Annotated in this window: 18 protein-coding genes; 3 read left to right on the top strand and 15 right to left on the bottom strand. The window is 36.8% G+C overall.

The annotated features are described in order from the left end of the window. Positions 1 to 408: 408 nt before the first annotated feature. The 11 genes from ptsP to glcT form a co-directional block, all read right to left on the bottom strand. The gene (gene ptsP, locus IEV41_RS09605) at positions 409 to 2,118 is read right to left on the bottom strand and encodes a phosphoenolpyruvate--protein phosphotransferase (protein ID WP_205181508.1); all 1,710 of its coding nucleotides are present in this window, start codon (positions 2,116 to 2,118) and stop codon (positions 409 to 411) included. Next, complete coding sequence (locus tag IEV41_RS09610) at positions 2,115 to 2,381, bottom strand: phosphocarrier protein HPr (RefSeq protein WP_308420336.1); 267 nt, start codon at positions 2,379 to 2,381, stop codon at positions 2,115 to 2,117. The genes ptsP and IEV41_RS09610 overlap by 4 nt, the downstream gene beginning before the upstream one ends. 632 nt (positions 2,382 to 3,013) lie before the next feature. Beyond that, the gene (nagE, locus tag IEV41_RS09615; protein ID WP_188388171.1) at positions 3,014 to 4,903 is read right to left on the bottom strand and encodes an N-acetylglucosamine-specific PTS transporter subunit IIBC; all 1,890 of its coding nucleotides are present in this window, start codon (positions 4,901 to 4,903) and stop codon (positions 3,014 to 3,016) included. Positions 4,904 to 5,417: 514 nt separating this feature from the next. Continuing rightward, positions 5,418 to 6,470 carry a polyamine aminopropyltransferase gene (locus tag IEV41_RS09620; RefSeq protein ID WP_188388172.1) on the bottom strand — a complete coding sequence of 351 codons (1,053 nt, stop codon included), beginning with the start codon at positions 6,468 to 6,470 and terminating at the stop codon, positions 5,418 to 5,420. Continuing rightward, entirely contained in the window at positions 6,442 to 7,341 is a 900-nt protein-coding gene (locus IEV41_RS09625; RefSeq protein WP_188388173.1) for a lysophospholipid acyltransferase family protein, read from the bottom strand. Before IEV41_RS09625 ends, IEV41_RS09620 begins: the two co-directional genes overlap by 29 nt. Further along, positions 7,310 to 8,380, bottom strand: coding sequence for an arginase family protein (locus IEV41_RS09630; protein ID WP_188388174.1), 1,071 nt, complete (start codon positions 8,378 to 8,380; stop codon positions 7,310 to 7,312). The genes IEV41_RS09625 and IEV41_RS09630 overlap by 32 nt, the downstream gene beginning before the upstream one ends. Then, positions 8,370 to 8,921 carry a hypothetical protein gene (locus IEV41_RS09635; protein ID WP_188388175.1) on the bottom strand — a complete coding sequence of 184 codons (552 nt, stop codon included), beginning with the start codon at positions 8,919 to 8,921 and terminating at the stop codon, positions 8,370 to 8,372. Before IEV41_RS09635 ends, IEV41_RS09630 begins: the two co-directional genes overlap by 11 nt. Positions 8,922 to 9,144: 223 nt before the next feature. Further along, a complete protein-coding gene (locus IEV41_RS09640; protein WP_188388176.1) occupies positions 9,145 to 9,759 on the bottom strand; it encodes a TetR/AcrR family transcriptional regulator in 615 nt (204 codons plus the stop codon). A 73-nt stretch (positions 9,760 to 9,832) separates the two neighbouring features. Further along, on the bottom strand, positions 9,833 to 11,065 hold the full coding sequence (locus tag IEV41_RS09645; protein ID WP_188388177.1) for an MFS transporter: 1,233 nt from the start codon (positions 11,063 to 11,065) through the stop codon (positions 9,833 to 9,835). 190 nt (positions 11,066 to 11,255) lie between these two features. Then, a complete protein-coding gene (gene ptsG, locus IEV41_RS09650) occupies positions 11,256 to 13,313 on the bottom strand; it encodes a glucose-specific PTS transporter subunit IIBC (protein WP_188388178.1) in 2,058 nt (685 codons plus the stop codon). A 440-nt stretch (positions 13,314 to 13,753) separates the two neighbouring features. Next, positions 13,754 to 14,617: a glucose PTS transporter transcription antiterminator GlcT gene (gene glcT / locus IEV41_RS09655; protein ID WP_188388179.1), complete on the bottom strand. Its 864-nt coding sequence runs from the start codon at positions 14,615 to 14,617 to the stop codon at positions 13,754 to 13,756. A gap of 146 nt (positions 14,618 to 14,763) precedes the next feature. On the opposite strand from glcT, the gene IEV41_RS09660 reads away from it, so the two are divergent. Next, positions 14,764 to 15,549 carry an HAD family hydrolase gene (locus IEV41_RS09660; RefSeq protein ID WP_188388180.1) on the top strand — a complete coding sequence of 262 codons (786 nt, stop codon included), beginning with the start codon at positions 14,764 to 14,766 and terminating at the stop codon, positions 15,547 to 15,549. Between the two features lie 85 nt (positions 15,550 to 15,634). On the opposite strand, the gene IEV41_RS09665 is transcribed toward IEV41_RS09660, so the two are convergent. After that, positions 15,635 to 16,381 (bottom strand): GntR family transcriptional regulator, encoded by a 747-nt coding sequence (locus tag IEV41_RS09665; protein WP_188388181.1) that lies wholly within the window; start codon positions 16,379 to 16,381, stop codon positions 15,635 to 15,637. Positions 16,382 to 16,683: 302 nt separating this feature from the next. On the opposite strand from IEV41_RS09665, the gene IEV41_RS09670 reads away from it, so the two are divergent. Next, on the top strand, positions 16,684 to 17,331 hold the full coding sequence (locus IEV41_RS09670; RefSeq protein ID WP_188388182.1) for a hypothetical protein: 648 nt from the start codon (positions 16,684 to 16,686) through the stop codon (positions 17,329 to 17,331). Between the two features lie 19 nt (positions 17,332 to 17,350). Further along, positions 17,351 to 17,950, top strand: coding sequence for a hypothetical protein (locus IEV41_RS09675; RefSeq protein ID WP_188388183.1), 600 nt, complete (start codon positions 17,351 to 17,353; stop codon positions 17,948 to 17,950). A gap of 185 nt (positions 17,951 to 18,135) precedes the next feature. Here the strand turns inward: IEV41_RS09675 and IEV41_RS09680 are convergent, their stop codons facing one another. The 3 genes from IEV41_RS09680 to nagA all read right to left on the bottom strand — a co-directional run bounded on the left by IEV41_RS09680 (position 18,136) and on the right by nagA (position 20,397). Next, the gene (locus IEV41_RS09680; protein ID WP_188388184.1) at positions 18,136 to 18,321 is read right to left on the bottom strand and encodes a hypothetical protein; all 186 of its coding nucleotides are present in this window, start codon (positions 18,319 to 18,321) and stop codon (positions 18,136 to 18,138) included. 211 nt (positions 18,322 to 18,532) lie between these two features. After that, the gene (gene nagB, locus IEV41_RS09685; RefSeq protein WP_188388744.1) at positions 18,533 to 19,264 is read right to left on the bottom strand and encodes a glucosamine-6-phosphate deaminase; all 732 of its coding nucleotides are present in this window, start codon (positions 19,262 to 19,264) and stop codon (positions 18,533 to 18,535) included. Positions 19,265 to 19,266: 2 nt separating this feature from the next. Next, a complete protein-coding gene (gene nagA, locus IEV41_RS09690; RefSeq protein ID WP_188388185.1) occupies positions 19,267 to 20,397 on the bottom strand; it encodes an N-acetylglucosamine-6-phosphate deacetylase in 1,131 nt (376 codons plus the stop codon). Positions 20,398 to 20,408: the final 11 nt, after the last annotated feature.

Raw genomic sequence — 20,408 nt, forward strand, 5'->3', positions numbered from 1 at the left:
TATCAAACTTCTATTGAATAATAAAGGATAAATTCGTTACACAGAAGAAAAACTTGTAACATTCCTGTAAAGAAAAATGTCGAATAGTTCTTTTTTATTACGAATTCTAACTATTAAAAGTATTATTTTTCCATTAATTACTTTTTATCTCTATAATTTCCGAAATATTTGTTACAAAAGCACACGTGTAAACACTGACTTTTCATCGATGTTTATTACCATAGTACTATAGAAGTATTTTTTATCATACAAGAAAGATCCATCTATTATCAAAATCGTTTGTTTGTTGTTTTTTGACACATTTTATTTTCTTCATATCTCACTATGTTCAGATAAAATCCTACAAAAAACTCACTTACCTCAACCATAAAAAAGACACCTCATCAGAGGTGTCTTTCTCAAGCATGATTAGATGCTTTTTACTAATTCTACAACTTCTTCAGCCGTTGACATGTTAAGTGCTTTAGCAGCTAACTCTTCCATTTCAACTTTCGAAAGTTTTGCGATTTGTGTACGTGCAGGTAGGATTGATGTTGCACTCATTGAGAACTCATGTAATCCTAAGCCTAGTAATAATGGGATAGCTAATTCGTCACCAGCCATCTCACCACACATACCAGCCCACTTACCTTCTTTATTCGCAGCATCGATAACCATTTTAACTAAGCGTAAGATCGCTGGGTTATATGGTTGGTATAAGTACGATACTTGCTCATTCATACGGTCAGCAGCCATTGTGTATTGGATTAAATCGTTTGTTCCAATCGAGAAGAAGTCTACTTCTTTCGCGAATAAGTCAGCGATTACTGCTGAAGCTGGAATTTCAACCATCATACCAACTTCGATTGAATCAGATACTTGTGTACCTTCTGCAACTAACTTCGCTTTCTCTTCTTCAAGTACCGCTTTCGCTGCACGGAACTCGTCCAGTGTTGCGATCATTGGGAACATGATTTTTAAGTCGCCGTATACAGATGCACGTAATAATGCACGTAATTGTGTACGGAAGATATCTTGTTGGTCTAAGCACATACGGATTGCACGGTAACCTAAGAATGGATTCATTTCTTTCGGTAAGTGTAAGTATGATAACTCTTTGTCGCCACCGATATCTAATGTACGTACAACAACTGGCTTACCAGATAAGCCTTCTAATACAGCTTTGTACGCTTCGAATTGCTCTTCTTCTGTTGGGAAGTTGTCACGGCCCATGTATAAGAACTCCGTACGGTAAAGACCTACACCTTCACCACCGTTGTTCATTACACCTTCTACGTCGTTTGGTGTACCGATGTTTGCTACTAGCTCAACATGTTGACCATCCTTCGATACAGTTGGTTCGTTCTTTAGCTTCGCCCACTCTGTTTTTTGCGCTTCGAATTTCGCTTTTTTCTCTTCATATTGACGAATTACGTCTTCCGTTGGGTCAACGATTACTTCGCCATCTAAACCGTCAACGATGACCATTACACCGTTTTCAATTTTTGAAGTTACTTCTTTCGTACCTACTACTGCTGGAATTTCTAATGAACGAGCCATGATTGCAGAGTGAGACGTACGACCACCGATGTCAGTTGTGAAACCTAAAGCATACTTACGGTTTAACTGAGCTGTATCAGATGGTGTTAAGTCTTCTGCAATGATAACTACTTCTTCAGAAATTGTCGCTGGGTTCGCGAAGTGTACACCTAAAATGTGTGCTAATACGCGCTTCGTTACGTCACGAATGTCAGCTGCACGCTCTTTCATGTATTCATTGTCCATAGACTCGAACATTGAAACGAACATTTGTGCAACTTCGTTCATCGCAAATTCAGCGTTTACATTTTCAGATGTAATTTTATCTTTAACAGGGTTTACTAATTCTGGATCATTTAATACTAATAAATGAGCTTCGAAGATAGCAGCCTTGTCCGCACCTAACTCAGCGTTAGCGTGATTACGGATAGCTTCTAATTCTACGTGTGATTTTGCGATAGCGTCTTCAAGACGTGCAATCTCAGCCGCAGCATCAGAAACAGCTTTCTTCTCAATAACTAGTTCTGGATTCTCTAAACGGTATGCTTTTGCAATTGCGATACCGCTTGATGCAGCAATACCTTTAATGTTAAACATTATTCACCTAGTCCTTCGTTCTTAAGAGTTTCTTGGATAGCGTTTAATGCAGCTTCTGCATCATCACCAGTAGCTGTAACTTTGATTTCAGCTCCTTGAGGAATTCCAAGGCTCATAACGCCCATGATTGATTTTAAGTTAACAGCTTTGCCGTTGAATTCTAAGTTAATATCAGCACCGAATTTGCTTGCTGTGTTTACTAATACTGTCGCTGGACGAGCGTGGATACCTGAGTCTGCAGTTACTTTGAAAGTTTTTTCCATAATAATCATTCTCCTTTTATGTAAATAAATTTTTATACATAGTTAGTCGTATAGACAAATAGTCTATCACTGTACATTTTATATAAAAGGTTGGGCATCGTCAACCACACCTTCCTCTTATATTGTAAACATTTTTTGTCTTATTTATGAAAAACCCCGACATAATTCGACATTTTTTCATAAAAAAAACACGAGTAAAGAAAAGATAAGGCAATTACTAACACGCTTACATATACAGCTGCACGCATTGTCTCTTCTAGTTTTTACTCATGCCTGATCGAATCAGTAACACATAAAATATTTATTCCGTTTGTACAGATATATCTTATTATAACGAAATTTGTCCGTCATTTCAATGAATTTTCATTGGATTTTGAATAAATATCCACCTATCATGGATATTTTTACCTGTTACATAGAAAAAGCGTGAGGGACACATCCACTGCACTCCGAGTGGATGCTTTCAGCGGGCGAGAGCGAGCCTCCTCGGCAAGCCTTGCGGGGTCTCCCTTTCCTCGCTTTTCCCGCAGGAGTCACCACTCTCCGTTCCGTTCATCTAATGTCCTCTATCTTCCAAAACCAACTAGATGATAACGAAAAAAAGACATCCCTATCGCTAGAGATGTCTTTCTTCATTACTTAATTGTAATGATGTCTTTTTCTTCTAATGCAACTTGACCTTGTTTGTTGATAACAACTTCTTGGCCTGGTTGTAAGTTCGTGAAGACAACTGGCGTCATTAATGACGGTGCATTTGCTCCTACGTACTCTAAGTCAACTTTAATAAGTGGTTGACCTTGTGTTACTTTGTCGCCTTGGGCTACGAATGCTTCGAAACCTTCGCCTTTTAATTTCACTGTGTCGATACCGAAGTGAATTAAGATTTCTGTTCCGTCTTCTGCTACGATACCTAATGCGTGCTTCGTTGGGAAGATATTCACGATTTCACCATTTACTGGCGATACAACTGTACCGTTCGTTGGCAAGATTGCGAATCCATCACCCATTAATTTACCAGAGAATACTTGGTCTGGTACTTCTGTAATTGGTTTTAATTCTCCTTCAATTGGAGAAACGAATGATGCTTTTGCTTCTGATTTAGAAACTTCTGCTTTTGGTTCTTCTTTTTTCTCAACAACAACTGTGCGACCAGCCATTACTGCTTCCATTTGACCACGTAATTGGTCAGAACGAGTACCGAAGATTGCTTGAACGTTGTTTCCAACTTCCATCACACCTGCAGCACCTAATGATTTTAGACGATCTTTGTCTACATTTTCTTTGTCTTTAACTTCAATACGTAGACGTGTAATACACGCGCCAAGTACTAAAATATTTTCTTTACCACCGAATGCTTCTACGATGTTTGCAGGTAATTCTTCTGCAGATACACCATCAACTTCCACATCTGCGTCATCTTCACGACCTGGTGTTTTTAAGTTAAACTTCACGATTGCGAAATAGAATAATACGAAGTAAATTGCTCCGAATGCTAGACCAACAAGCGCTAATAATAAAGGTTTTGTTGCGATTCCGAAGTTTAGTACATAGTCAATTGCACCTGCACTAAATGTGAATCCGTCTTTAATACCTAAAGAAATTGTGATGAAGAATGATAAACCTGTTAGTAAAGCATGAATTACGTATAATACAGGCGCTAAGAACATGAATGAGAATTCAATTGGTTCTGTAATACCTGTTAAGAACGCTGTTAACGCTAATGAAATAATCATACCACTTACACGTGCGCGATGTTGTGGCTTCGCTGCTGCGATCATCGCAAATCCTGCTGCTGGAAGACCGAACATCATGATTGGGAAGAAACCAGTCATGTATAATCCTGCTTCTGGATCTAATGCCATGAAGCGAGCAATGTCACCATGGACAACATTACCAGCTGCACTTGTAAATGAGCCGAAGTCGAACCAGAACATCGTATTTAATACGTGATGTAATCCGATTGGGATTAATAGACGGTTCACTGTACCGAATACAGCTCCACCAATTGCTTCTAAACTAATAATCCACTCACCAAAATTATGAATCGCTGCTTGAATTGGTGCCCAAACATATCCAAAGATTAATGCTAATAAAATCGTTGCAGCAGCTGTAACGATTGGAACAAACCGTTTCCCTGCAAAGAATCCTAAATAATCCGGTAATTTAATATCATAAAAACGATTATACAATGCACCTGCTACAAGACCAGCAATGATACCTCCTAAAACTTTCATATCTAGTGTATCATTCAATGCTGTTAAACCATTAGATAAAATTAAGTATCCAACTGCACCTGCTAAGGCAGCGGCACCACTGTTATCATGTGCCCAACCTACTGCTACACCAATTGCGAAGATTAGTGCTAAGTTAGCAAAAATTGCGTCTCCAGTTTTAGCCATGAATGGGATGTTAAATACATCCTCTTGGCCTAAACGAAGAAGTAATCCAGCAGCTGGTAGAACAGCGATTGGTAGCATTAATGACTTACCAATACGTTGAAAAAACGAGAAAACTTGACTGCGCATTTTGTTTTCCTCCTCTTGAATATTGTTTTATTTACACTCTCAACAATCAAAATAGGCATGAGTAAATAAGAGCTTAGTACTAATAATAAGTACTACTAAAAAGAGTATACGCAGTTTGTCTTACACGTATCCCTTCTATTTTAAGCTCTTCTTCACTCATGCCTGATCGAATCAGTAACACGTAAGAAGTAAGTAGTTAGACTACCCTATACATTCAGATGTATAGACCACAATAAGTGCACCAATTTGTTGAAAGTGCTTTCTTAGGTCTTGATTATAATACAGAAATAAAATAGTTGGCAATATGAAAATGCTATTCTATCACAAAAAATACACATTTAACGCCATTATAAACCAATTATTCCTATTAAATTACATTTATATCTTTTAAAGGATTCTTTTCTCAATTTGCATAAACAGTTCAGCACAATTATCGAAAGTAGATTTCTTGTATATAAAAAGAAATCTACTTTCCATTTAATTAAACTCTCCCCTACTAACAACTGCATCCTCATTACATCTTCTTCAACGAAAAGTCTTCTAGCCATCCTAAAAATTCAAGGTTCTTCTCTTCAAGTCCCTTGGAAGAATCTTGCCAATTACCAAGCATAGCATAAAGAAAACTTAGCGCATGAATATTTCTAGCTTCACAAAGAGCAGAGCCTTGCAAACTATTTATTGCGCTATATATTTGATCATCTGTAGGTGGTTTCTGAAGAACAGGTCCCATTACTTCCACCAAAGTATTGAATCGTTCTAACAATTCGGGAACTGATTGTTTTAATTCTAGAAGTACATTAGAGTTAACTTCCGCTATATTTGTATACGTCCAAGGGCGAGAGAATATGGACTTACTTTCACTCACATCGACTAATTTCATTCTGGAGCACAGAAATGAATCTAACCACTGAACATGAGGAATATTTGTTTCAATTCTTTCAGGAGGAGGTCCAATCCATAGTAAATAGCTAGACCATAGTGGTACGATATATACAGGTTCATCGGTCACCGAGCGAATTCTATGAAGCATTGTCGACAAAATAGTTGGAGTTGTAGGTAGTGGAACTTCTGCCGCCAAAAGCGTAGCAAGTAAGTCCATACAATGAAAAACAACCCTTCCGTTCTTCTTCCTTAAAGAAAGATACGTTTTCATCCACTCTACATCATATGCATCATCAACATATCCATCTTCATCGTATACATCAATTATAACCGTATCAAATGTCGATTTAATATCAGCTAAACCACTTCTAAAATCAGAGTATTTCACTTCATAGCTAGGATACAAGGAATGCAGCTCTTTATAATTTTCATCTATTTCTATGCCTACTCCAGTTGAAGGTATCCCCCATTTAGTTAATAGCTGTGTAAATGTACCGGCCCCATAACCTACCGCAAGTACTTCACTATCTCTTAACGTAGCCACAGACCAAGCTAAGTAATCCCAATATTTATACGTCAATAAATCTTTGACAATAACAGAATGTTTAAGCTCTGTTGGTGTTCCTGTCTTTTTATCAACAACTACAATATGATCATCAATTAGTTTCCATGTACTGATAGACATCGCCTGTCTCCTCTTCTAACATTATTTTGGGTGAAACTTGATTACATATCCAAGTAGTGGTATTAGGTTTTTTTTGCATATTCATCGTATTTGGTAATCCTTCAACAAATAAATGGTGCCTATACCATAACCTCCATTGAGACGGATCTGCCAATAACGTCTGTCTAAAAAAACTCATTAGTGATGAGGCTGTTGCTTCAAACTTATCAGAAATGATGGGCAAAGAAATTAGAAGCTCATCATCTGTCGGCGATATTGCACCTATGACGGGCACCTGTGTTTTTTCGAGAAGACGAAAAAATCCACTTCGTAATGAAATCTCGGAGCTTATAAATGGTACACGAATTGGACTTTTATCTTTACCGTATCCTGTCATACCATCTAAATATAGTACTACAATTCCTCCATTTTTAAGGTGTCTCGCAATACGCAATCCACTCGATGCATTTTCTGCTATAATCATCTGTATATTTAATTCGGAATATAGTTTAGCGATTACTTCAAATTGACTTTCACTCTTGTAAGATTCCTCATCCACTACTAACAACACTGGCTTTTCTGCTTTAATTTTCATAATCGCATTAAGGATGGTGGATTTTGTATAACGATAATTCCCATAATGCATTAATACTAACGCCAAACCTCGTTCCTTATACAGTTCTTGGAGCCCCTCTAAACTAAAACCACTAATTTTCTGAAAACCTTTAGTGGGAATAGGTTTTTGCTTATGACTTTCTGATTTCTCAATATATTTACAATAACCTTCCCAAACTTGTATAGGATCGTACGCACCAAAATAGGTTAATTCCTTAATAATGTTAGACAACGACATAAAGTAATCAAAACTCAATACCCTTTCGACTGTAGTCACTCTTATATAACCCCTCTTTTTTAGGATGAATGAAAAATTGATTCAAAATAGAAAGTAGGATTTCAAGCGGAATATCATAATCCCCTTTCATCACACTCCCACCTTCTGTTCCCTCTACAATATCCACACCGACAACTTGTCCATTTTCATTAAATATCATATCAACAATCGATAACAACTCCGCCCTGCTAAATCCACCAGGTACACCAAAGTCAACATAGGGAAATAACTGTGGGTCTAAACAATCTAAATCTATCGATATATAATTCGCATAATCTGAAAATTCTTGTAGCCAATGCTTCATTAACTCTGAAGAAAATTGAGCTTTAGGTATTTGAATAACTTTTGGATGTTCTACTATTTGTCCAACTGTTCGATATCCTCTACTTCCAACTTGAACAATAGCTTTTATGAATGGAAGATTGGCGATATGAGAGAACACATTCCCATGATCTAAGTGACTTTCATTTCCATATAGGTCATTATGAGCATCAAGAACCCATAAAACTATTGGTTTATTAAGCAATTCTAATGAAGCTACTACATCAAATGTATAAGAGTGGTCTCCACCCACACAAATAAACGGAAGAGAATTTTTTACACAATAACTCGTTACTTGACTAATCGATTCTCTTTCAGAAAGATTTCCATTCATTGTGACATTGCCTACATCCATTATTTTTCCACATTCAATTAATTTGCTCGTATCAAGATGGAATAGATTTAGAGGAATAGAATCGGGATATTGATTAGGGTGTAGTAATTTGTATGAAGCTTGCCTTAAGATAGTTGGAAATTTATCAGCCGTTGAAGTCGAAGCACGACTACCATTCTTGAAAGGGACTCCAAAAATGACTGTATCTGGTTTATCATCTACTAATATGTAATTGAAGAAAGGCTTATCTTCATGTATCGACCACGCTTGCCAATGCTCATCACTATACGTATAGTCTACTTTGCAGTAAGTATTATTGCTGATATCTCTTAAAAATAAATATTCACTATTTTGATTAACAATTTCATATCTTCTATGTTCCATAATCTTCCTCCGTATTTAAGATAAATATTCTACGAATAGACATGACTAACATAAATATGTAAAAAAAGGTTAAGACTATTTTATTCTCTAACTCAACATCATATTGAGCCCATAAAAGTACTAGCCCAAATAAAGAGAATAGGAACAAGCCTCCTACCGATAACCATAATACCTTTTTCACTTTACTAATAGGATAAGCTTTAAATATAAATGCCCCGTCCGTCATAGACAATGGCACTAAATTAATCGCAATTACACACAAATAAAAGAAGGCTAACGAGCTCACCCTAAAATCCTGTACACCAAAAACAACTAATAGTGACACCAGTAATTGTATAATTACCCCATTAGCAGTAAAGAAAAAATATTTGTTAAATGTTAGATTATCAGGATATTCAAATATCCCTCTAATGTAATAAAAGGAATATTCGAATCTCTTTAACCGACCACCAATTATATAAATTGCTATTACATGACCAATCTCATGTATAATTACCATGAAAATAATATATAATAAAAGAATAAAAAACATGGCTAACAAGAAACCACCCCATTATACTAAAAGAAGGAGGATTGCGCCCTCCTTCTTTGTTTAATAAGTTGAATTTTCGGAATACAACTTATAAAAAAAGACTACTAGCAGCGGATTACGCAGCGGATTACATTGCGATCTGCTTCTAGTTGTTTTAATTCTTCAGCTGTTAATGGTTTTGGTTGTTTTGGTTGCTTTTCCATCTGTATCACCTCCTTTCAAATCACGAACATCATTTATCAAAAAACTCACTCATATGTTTTATAATACTTCTAATTCGGGACATTTCACCTTCATCTGGTACTTTCCCATGATTAACAAAGTATACAACTAATCCGTCAATTTGTGCCCACCATAATCTCGAGAATGCAGTAGACATCGCAGGATCTATTGTAGGATTAGACTCTAGAATAATCTTCTCTACAAGACCCAAACTCGCTTGTGACCTTTTCATCATAATTTGTTGAAGTTCTGGAATTTTCGATGACTCGAACCAAAACTCGTATAAAATTCTAGCAAACATAAGATTCTCACTTGTCCACTGATTAACAATTTCATCCCATAGAATAATAAGTTTATCAGAAATTTTTAATCCATCACTGTTCTTTATATCGTTATCTGGAACATTACCTTGTTGTTGCATCCTATTCCAGTTTTCCGCTATTTCTAAAAAGAGTTCTTCTTTACTTTTAAAATAGGTATATATCAATCCTTTACTAATATTCGCTTTCTTTCCAATATCATCTATCGAAGTGGAACAATATCCTTTTTCTGAAAACACTTCAAGTGCTTTTTCTAAAATTAGTTGTTTTCGTTCTATACGCTTTGCTTCTGAAATTTTAGGCATCCTTATCTCCTCAACCAATGCACGTTTTCTCTAAACAAAACTGCACAGTCAGTTTTTTATCTATAACCAAATATTATATCTTGTACCTTTTTATGTCAATTCCAACCTTTCTCCTTTTTTCGACTCCTGACATCGCCATAAATAGACAAGAACATACAACAATAATTGCTCCCGCTATACTATATGTCCTCTGCAAACCTATTAAATCAATTAAAATCCCTGTCATTAAGTAGGAAATAGGTTGCAATCCTGTAGAACCCATAAATAGCAAACTCATTACTCTACCCAGCAAATGCTTTGGAGTTGATGTTTGCAAAGTTGTAATAAAAAGTATATTAATAATTGAAATGAGTAATCCCGATGCACATAATAAAATAAATACAAGCCATGTACTATTCGTCCAAATAAATGCTCCCCATATAACACCAAAAACAGCAGCGATGAACGACATGATTACAAAGTTATTTTTGTTACGAGGTAACAATCCTCCGATAAGAACTCCCATTAACGAACCTAAACCAAATGTTGATAATAAGTAACTTAATCCTGTCGTATCCAATTTCAAATAACTTTCTGCAAAAACAGGTAGCCCCACTTGTTGTGGTCCAATAACACCTACATTTAATATAGATGTAAAAAGAATAAGCATGATAATCACTCTATTTTTCAAAACATCTATAAAGCCTTTCACCATCCCTTTATTCATATCCTTCGTATCCGCATTAGTATCATCTATTATTTTTATTCCAGATAGTAAGAAAATGGCCGCTAAAAGTACCCCTCCCATCGCAAAAAAGAAAATATCCACCGCAACTATCCCTAGTAATATTCCGGCAATCGCAGGTCCAATAAAGAAAGATAATTGATTTAAAAATTGCACTAAAGCATTTGCACTTTGTAAATTCGAATCACTCACCAATTTTGGTACAATCGAATACGTTGCCGGAAGGATAATAGCACTCGAAACACCAAACAACCCTGCAAAAATGAACAGCTTAGTAAGTGATAATTGATTCAATCTTTCTATTACCCCTAATGCAGCTAGAATAAGTATTAATGCAGAATAACCTACAATAAGAACTTTCTTTTCACTAAATTTGTCTGTCAACATTCCCCCAATAGGTAAGATAATTAAACGAGGAATAGCCATCACCATTAAGATTGTACCTAATAAAATAGTGGATTCAGTTAACTCTAATACTAATGAAACTTGTGCTAAAAAATAAAATTGGGTTATCAAATATAAGAGGAAGCTAGAAAATAAAAACAAACAAAAATGTCGATTTTTTAGTACCTCTACTTTCAAATCTCTACCTCCTTCAAAAAAAATGACTAGTTAGTTTTTATTATCTCACATTGTAAAATTATGTAAATGTTTTTTCTAGAATATATACAAAAAAGGTACGTTACTCTAGAAAGAGCAACGTACCTTTTTTCAAACCTTATATTCCCCATTATTCATCTTCAACATTTTAGAATAACAGGTACCATATTCATTACTTAATTGTAATAATACCTTCTTCTTTTAACTCCACTTGGCCTTCTTTGTTGATTACAACTTCTTGACCTGATTGTAAGTTCGTAAAGACGATTGGTGTCATTAATGACGGAGCATTTGCACCTACATACTCAAGGTCTACTTGTAATAACTTTTGACCTTGTGTTACTTTGTCACCTTGTTCAACGAATGCTTCGAAGCCTTCGCCGCCTAATTTCACTGTATCGATACCGAAGTGAATTAAGATTTCTGTCCCATCTTCTGCAATAAGGCCTATCGCATGCTTCGTCGGGAAAATATTTACGATTTCACCATTTACCGGAGACACAACTGTTCCGTCTGTTGGAAGGATAGCAAATCCATCACCCATCATCTTACCAGAGAATACTTGGTCTGGTACTTCTGTAATTGATTTTAATTCCCCTTTAATTGGTGAAACAATTGTTGTTTTTTCTTTTGTTTCTTTCACTGGAGCTGGTGCTGCCTTTGGCTCTTCTTTCACACGAGCCGGCGTTCTACCTTCCATAATATCTTTCATTTGACCACGAATTGTTTCTGCGCGTGGACCAAAGATTGCTTGAATATTGTTACCAACTTCTAAGACACCTGAAGCACCTAATGCTTTTAGTTTGTCTTTATCAACATTACCGTTCTCTTTTACTTCTACACGTAGGCGAGTAATACATGCTTCTAATGATGCGATGTTTGCTTGTCCACCTAATGCCGCTAATACTTCGTGTGGTAATTCATCTGTATCTGCTGCTGCGCCGTCTGCTACATCTGCTGTTGCATCTTCACGACCTGGCGTCTTTAAGTTAAACTTGCGGATCATAAAGCGGAATCCGAAGTAGTAAATTACAGCTAAGCATAGACCCACGATGATAATCCACCACCATCCTGTACGGTTTGGAAGAACACCGAATAATAGGAAGTCAATTAGACCACCTGAGAATGTCATACCAACTTTTACATTTAATAACTGCATTGTCATAAATGATAGACCTGCAAAGATTGTGTGAATACCGAATAATACTGGTGCTACGAATAAGAATGAGAATTCAAGTGGCTCTGTAATACCTGTTAAGAATGACGTTAATGCCGCCGCTCCAAGAATACTACCTGCCATTTTTCTGTTTTCTGGTTTTGCTTCATGGTACATCGCTAATGCTGCTGCTGGTAAACCGAACATCATGAATGGGAATTTACCTACCATGAACGTACCAGCTGTTAATTCCACACCGTCTTTTAATTGTGCGAAGAAGATTTTTTGGTCTCCTCGTACAATGTTACCAGCTAAGTCTGTGTAAGAACCAAACTCGAACCAGAACGGCGCATAGAAAATGTGATGTAATCCGAACGGGATTAACGCACGTTCGATTACCCCGAAGATAAATGCTGCTACTGTTAAGTTCGCATCAATCATACTTCTAGAGAATGTATTTAAGCCATCTTGTACAGTTGGCCAGATAAAGCACATAATAATACCTACGATAATTGCTAACGTTGCTGTTGCAATCGGAACGAAGCGCTTACCAGCGAAGAATCCTAGGTACGATGGTAATTCAATACGGAAGAACTTGTTATAGCAATAAGCTGCTACTAAACCGATTATAATACCACCGAATACTCCTGTTTGTAACGTTGGAATTCCTAATACATACGCATATGCTGGATCTGTAAATTTCGCTGTGTTATTTGCTGTATCAAGAACAACATGATCGCCAACACTTAGGAAAACACTCATTGTCTTGTTCATAATTAAGAAACCTACGATAGCAGCAAGACCTGCTACCCCTTCACCGCCAGCAAGACCAACGGCTACCCCAACTGCGAATAATAACGATAAGTTATCAAAAATGATTCCGCCTGATTGTTCCATTACTTTGGCTACAGTTTGGAACCAAGCTACATCTAAGAATGGTAATTTCACTAGTACATCAGGGTTTTGTAATGCGTTACCAATACCAAGTAAAATACCAGCTGCAGGTAAGATTGCTACAGGTAACATTAATGCTTTACCTACTTTTTGAAGAACACCAAAAATCTTCTTAAACATTGTATTTCCTCCTTTTTCTATGGTGAAAAGCCTTTCAATAATGACAGAGAAAAGAGAATAAATGCAGTCTACATATACAGTATCTTGCCCTTGATTATCTCCTTCATTCTTCTTTTCCCACACATGCCAGTAACGAAAGGATTGCAGATTAACGCAAACGATTGCGTTGCCACAAAACAAAAAAGCATGAGTAGAAAAAAGGGTACGAAATGACTCCAATGTATATCGTCTTCCCATATACATAGACTTCTGTCATACGCTCTTCTTTACTCATGCCTAACATGTGTTAGTAACACGTAAAAATATTTGATAATAGCGGTCAAATCATTGAAAGCATTTTCAGTGATTGAACAAGTTTGATTATATGATTATTTTTCGAGAAAATCAACTACTTTTTAAGAAAAAACGAATGTTTTTCGTCAACTTTCGACAATAATCACTCATTTCCCTTCACTCTTTTCTTGTCTACCTGTTACAAAACGCTGTAAGTGCATCGTTAAGTACACCGCTTCTGCATTTGGCACATCCATACGTAAACGATTTTGCAACAACTTCATAATCTTCCACGCAAGTGAGTAGCATTCTGGATATTCCTGTTTCAATAATTCTCCAATTCGTATTGGCTCTTCTACTACTTCACCCGTCTTCATACGCTGAATCGTAAATAATAAGTGACGTACAAAACGTAAATAATGAACACTATCACGCTTCAATGTAATGTTTAATTCCCCTTCAATTAAATCTACAATTTCTGCAATAAAACGCGAATGCCTATTTACTTCTGTGAAGGATTCATCCGCCATAGCACTATAAATATGAAGTGCAATAAAGCCGATTTCTCCCTCCGGTAAATCAATGTTCAACCTTTGACGAATCATGTTAACAACACGTGTCGCAACTTTATACTCTTCTGGATATAAAGCTTCCGTCTCAACAAGAAACGGATTGCTAATTGCCATTCCCGTCTTAATACGCTTAATCGCAAACGCAATATGATCTGTTAACGCAATATGAATACGTTCATTTAGCGGCTTGTCTACTGATTCTTGAATAAATGAAATAACTTCATTCATGAACTCAACCAACTTTTCACTAACATGGCCCATCAGCATTTTATACTGCTCTTTTTCTTGTTCATTTTTCAAAATAAAGATTTTTTCGACGTTTTCATGCGCGATGAAGTCTGCTGTTTTCCGGCCGAATCCAATTCCTTTTCCTATCACAACAACTTCTTCTTTCGAGGAATCCGTCGCAATAATAACATTATTATTCAACACTTTCTTCACTACATATCCATCTAACATCCCACTTCCTCCTCTCTACAAACCTCTTATATTTATCTGAATTTATCTTACAAATTACACACTTCCCCGTCAATGTCAACTCATTGCCAATTGATGGAGACGAAGGCTATAATGAGAGTGACTTTGCAAAAAAGGAGTAGTGGATAATGATTAAACTATTTATAAGTGACATTGATGGGACAATTCTACATAACGGCACCATTTCTCCTCATGATATCGATGCCTTACATACTGCCGTGAAACAAGGCGTAACACTATGCTTTGCTTCTGGTCGTCTTGATAACGAAATTACACATCTCTTACAAGAAACAAATGTACCTTTTCACCGTATTAGTCAAAACGGTGCGTTTATTCATACACATACGAATGAACAGCTACATGCAACAGCATTTGAGCAAGATATTCTTGCTGATTTACTCGAAGCTGTAGAAGGCGATAATTTTGTTGTCTATATTTCGGATGCGAATACTTATTATATCAAAAAGAAGTGTGATTTGGTACGAGAAATCGAAGAACGTGCGAACTTAACATCAATTGAATTACCTACATTATACGAAGAAATTGGAAACACAATTCATCCAGTCAAATTCGCCATCGGTGGCGAAACAGAAGACTTATTTACCTTACAAAAGAAAATTTCGGCACAATTTGGCGATCGTATCAGCGCCTATATTTCTGCACCGCAATGTCTCGACATCGTTCCCGCTAACGTAAGTAAGGGCGGTTCCATCATGATGCTATTAGAAACATTAGGCCTAAAGCCAGAAGAAACGGCTTGCATTGGTGATTCATATAACGACCTTCCGATGTTTAAAGTCATTCCGAACAGCTTCGCAATGGAAAATGCCGATGATGCTGTGAAGAAACATACAAAATATGTTGTTCCCTCTGTCAAAGATGCGATTGACATTATTTTAGCTACTCGTGTGTAACGGGTAGCTTTTTCTTTGCTAAATTTGAACACTTTCGTACAATTTTCAGCTGCTATCACGCTACTCAATAAAAAAACACTAATCCTTACATCGGACTAGTGTTGTCTGTACGTTCAATATTTGTGATGAATTTGTAACGATCTGCGCGGTACACACATTTTACAAGTTCTAGTGGTTGATTCTCTGTTAAATAAGAGCACTGCTCAACGATAAGAACTGGATCGCCGCTCTCTACCTCTAACCACTTTTCCTCTACTTCTGTTGCTAGTGCCGCTTCAATCGTTTGCGTTGCGCGTCCTAATGTTAGTCCTAGCTCTTTCTCTACATAGTTGTATAGAGAGCGATGCACAACACTTTCTGTTAAGTGCGGCATTAACGTTACTGGAATATACGCCCATTCTAGCGCGATTGGCTCTCCATTCGCTAGACGACTACGGTGAATACGATACACCGGTGTCCCCTCTTCAATTGCTAATGCATCGGCTACACTCTTTTTCGATTCCACAACCTCAAACGAGATAAGAATGCTCGTTGGCGTTAAGCCACGCGCTTCCATATCTTCTGTGAAACTCGTTAAGCCTTGAAGACGTTGTTCTACTTTCGGCTGTTGAACGAATGTACCAATCCCTCTTTTTCTGTATAAGTAAGACTCTTTTACTAAATTATTAATCGCTTGACGGATTGTCATCCGACTAACGTTGAATTGTTCGCATAACTCATGTTCTGATGGGATTTTGTCCCCAGGTCTAAGCTCCCCAGATTTTATCTTTTCTTTTAATGATTCTTGAATTTGATAATAAATCGGAAGCGGAGATTCTTTATCGATTACCATGTTAGTGCTACATAATCACGTATGATTTGTAGCAGTCCTCCCTTCATTTGCTAACTTTCATTCCCCTAGTATTTATAATGTAAGCGTAACCATCTATTGTAATCATATTTACTATTGTAGTACGAAATAAAATAATAGCAAGCAAAATGATATCTTTCTTCTTTATTCATTATATTTTAGTTTTGTCAAAATACAAGCATAAATCATATTACCTTCTAAAATATTTGCAAAATTATGTGTACTGTTTCACATAATTACTGTACAATTAATATTGTATAATTTGGAAAAATGAGGGGGTTTGTATGAAAAAGAACATTATCTTCTTCACAAGCATACTAAGTGTCGGATTCCTTCTAAGCGCTTGTGAAGATGGCACATCAAGCGAAACAAATACCAAGACAGAAGAATTAGCAACTGCCGAAAACAAGATCAAAGAATTAGAACAGAAAATCAACGAAATAGAAAACACACAAGGAAATGAATCCCTACTAGCAGACATCAACAAAATTCATGAAGAAGAAATCTCTATGTACACCACGCTTGCAAAAGAAATGGTTAAAAATCTAAACAAAGAGGAGATGGAAGAACTCGGAAAGTTATCGTGGCACTATCAACTCACTGCCAATAAAGAACCAACTCCAAAGAACGGGGTGATAGAAGTAGACGCTGATAATATCGAGATAGAGCTAACTTCTAGACAATTAAACGAACCAGTCTTCCCACTAGACATCCATAATAAAGGAACTATTAGCGACGGCTTTGAAAAGCACATCACCAACGTCGAACCGAAACCAAGCGAAACAAGCGGACGCGATGGTACTGTTGTTTCGTCTATTTATCATGTATTTTCAGATATGGAATCTGGAAATACAATTACCGTCACGATTACCGACGAATTGAAACAGCGATTAGAACTCGAGACGACAACAATTACGATTAAACGAAAATAAACAAAAAGAGGACAGATTAATGAAGAAACTTTTACTACTATCTACAGCAATACTCCTAACTTCTCTTCTCTTCGGATGTAGCAATGAAAAAGCTTCAGGAAGTGAAACGAAAGAGCTAGAAAAGCAGCTCGAAGAATTAAAAATGGAAAATGAGGCACTTCAAACTTCCAAAGAGTTTGAAGAAAAAGGAAGCGTAATCTACACAAAAGCAATCGAAAAGATAGCTACAAAATTATCGCCTACAGATCAAAAAGAATTAAAAGCCTTATTGTGGAGTTATACATTCTCTGTGAACGGACAACTAATTCCAAAAGAAGGTACAATTGAAATCAATGATAACAAAGTTGAAGTAGTGTTAAGTCAACGAGATTTAACAGTTGGGATCCTACCATATGATTCTACTTATAGCGGAGCCGTTAGTGGTGAATACTTCGAACACATTACAGCAATTAATCCGAAACCAAGTAATACCGATATGTCTGCCGGAACAGTTGTCGTAGGATCCCATTATATTTTCGATAACGTAGAGAATGGACAAACTATTACACTCACTATCACCGACGAACTGAAACAACGAGTAGGACTTGATACAAATACAATTAAAATTAAACGAAAATAAAGTCTCCACGCTGCTAATATGAATATTCAAGATCTAACGAAGCTAACTTTTTATGTCGTTGAAAATATGGAAGCTAACAAAAGACAAGCAATAATAAATGATTTTCTTCAAGATTACTCCCCTTATCCACAAAATCGAAATCAATACTTGAAATAGACCTCACCTAACTAGGCGAGGTCTATTTCTTATGCTTCTTGTGTGCGACGTTTTTTCACATACATATACGCTTCAACTAAAAATAAGGTTGATATGACAATAGCAAATATATAATTATAATACGCCGCTGTGCCCTCTATAATTTTTTCTACATCATCAGCTAATGCAATAAGGCAAAGTACATATAGTATAACGCTTCCCCATTTTACTTTCATTGACGCCACCACCTTTGCTGCCAATATTATACTGAAAATACATTTTAACAGTTGTACATCTATTTTCCAATCGAAATCTCTTATACACGAAATATACATCGAATACATTCCGCCAAATGACTAATCGATTTATCTTTCATATATATGGGAAGCTTCAACACCTAAAAATAAAAAAACGCAAGGATCTAACATCCTTGCGTTTCTCGATATATTAAACTGCTTGTGCTTCTTTTTTGTCTTGGCAAAGTGATAATGCAGCTTCGTCAGCGATTACCGTTACATTTGCATGGTGTTGAAGAGCTGTTGCTGGGCAAGCTTCTGTTACGTTTCCTTCTAACATTTGCTTAATTGCTTCTGCTTTCTTCTCACCAGATGCGATTAATAAGATCTCTTTCGCTTTCATGATTGAGCCAATTCCCATTGTAATTGCGCTTGTTGGTACATCTTCTTTCTTCTCGAAGTAACGGCTATTGGCATTGATTGTTGATTCTGTTAAGCCAGTTACTTGTGTTGGAGAATCGAATGATGTGCCTGGCTCGTTGAATGCGATATGACCGTTCTCACCGATACCTAGTAACTGTAAGTCAACTGGGTTTGCTGCGATGATTGCTTCGTAGTCACCACATGCTTTTTGTAAATCAGCTGCTATACCGTCTGGTACGTAAGTCGCTTTGAATGGTAAGTGATTAAATAATTGATCATTCATGAAATAGCGGTAGCTTTGATCATGAGTTGGTTCTAAACCAATGTACTCGTCTAAGTTAATTGTTGTTACATGGCTTGTAGCTGGCTTGTTTTCACGCATTAATGCGTAGATACCAAGTGGTGATCCACCAGTTGCTAATCCTAATGTAACCTCGTTTTTTGATTCCATTACAGAAACGATTTTCTCATATGCTTTTTGCGCTAATTCCTCTGCGTTCTTCACTGCGATAACTTTAATCATTATGCATTCATTCCTTTCCCTAGACATATTGTATTATGCACGTATAGCTCTTCTGTCATTAATACGAAATCTGCGTCTTTACCTACTGTTAATGTTCCTTTATTGTCAAAACCAAAATGCTTCGCTTGGTTAACTGATGTCATTAATACTGCCTCTTCAATCGTACATCCTGTGAATTCAATCACATTACGGAACGCTGCGTCCATTGTTAACACACTTCCTGCAAGTGTTCCGTCTGCTAATGTTGCTTTTCCGTCTTTGACAAATACTGGCTGACCACCTAATTCGTACTCGCCCTCTTCTAGACCTTTCGCACGCATTGCATCTGTAATAACAAGGATGTCTTCTGCACCCTTCATTTTATATGCTAATTTCACCATTTCTGGGCATACGTGAATGCCATCTGTGATGATTTCTACTTTCACACCAGGCGTTAATAACACATATCCAACAACACCAGGTTCACGGTGATGTAACCCACGCATTTGGTTAAATAAGTGCGTACCATGCTTAATGTTTCGTCCTACTAAGTCTTTGTAGTATGCACCTGTATGACCACATGTACCAATTACACCTGTTTCTTCAAAATGCGCTTCTAATTCTCTTGCGCCTTCTGTTTCTGGTGCATATGTTACTAATTTAATTAAATTACCTGAAGCTTCTTGCCATTTCTTAAATAGTGCTACATCTGGATTAATTACGTACTCTCCTGGTTGTGCACCTTTCCAATCGTAGTTCACGAATGGTCCTTCTAAGTGAATAGCTTCAAAGTGTGCACCTTTTTCTTTCGCTTCCTTACACGCTTCTAATGCTTTCGTAATATTTTCAATAGATTGTGTCATCGTCGTTGGGAAGAACGTTGTGACACCTTCTTTCATTAAATCGTTACTAAATTTCACTAATGCATCGCTGTCGGCATCCATTGCATCGAAGTGATAGCCGCCATGAAGATGACAATCAATCATTCCTGGGATAACAAGCTTTCCTTGACCATCTGTTACAATATCCGTCTTTTCTTGTACAAATTGCTCCATGTTGCCGATCGTTTGGATTTGCTCGTTGTAACGGATAAACCCGTTTTCGATTACGCCTTCACCCGTATAGATTTTGACGTTTGTAAGTACTTGCATGGTTTAACCAC

This window comes from Priestia taiwanensis (assembly GCF_014638355.1).
GTDB lineage: Bacteria > Bacillota > Bacilli > Bacillales > Bacillaceae_G > Priestia_D > Priestia_D taiwanensis.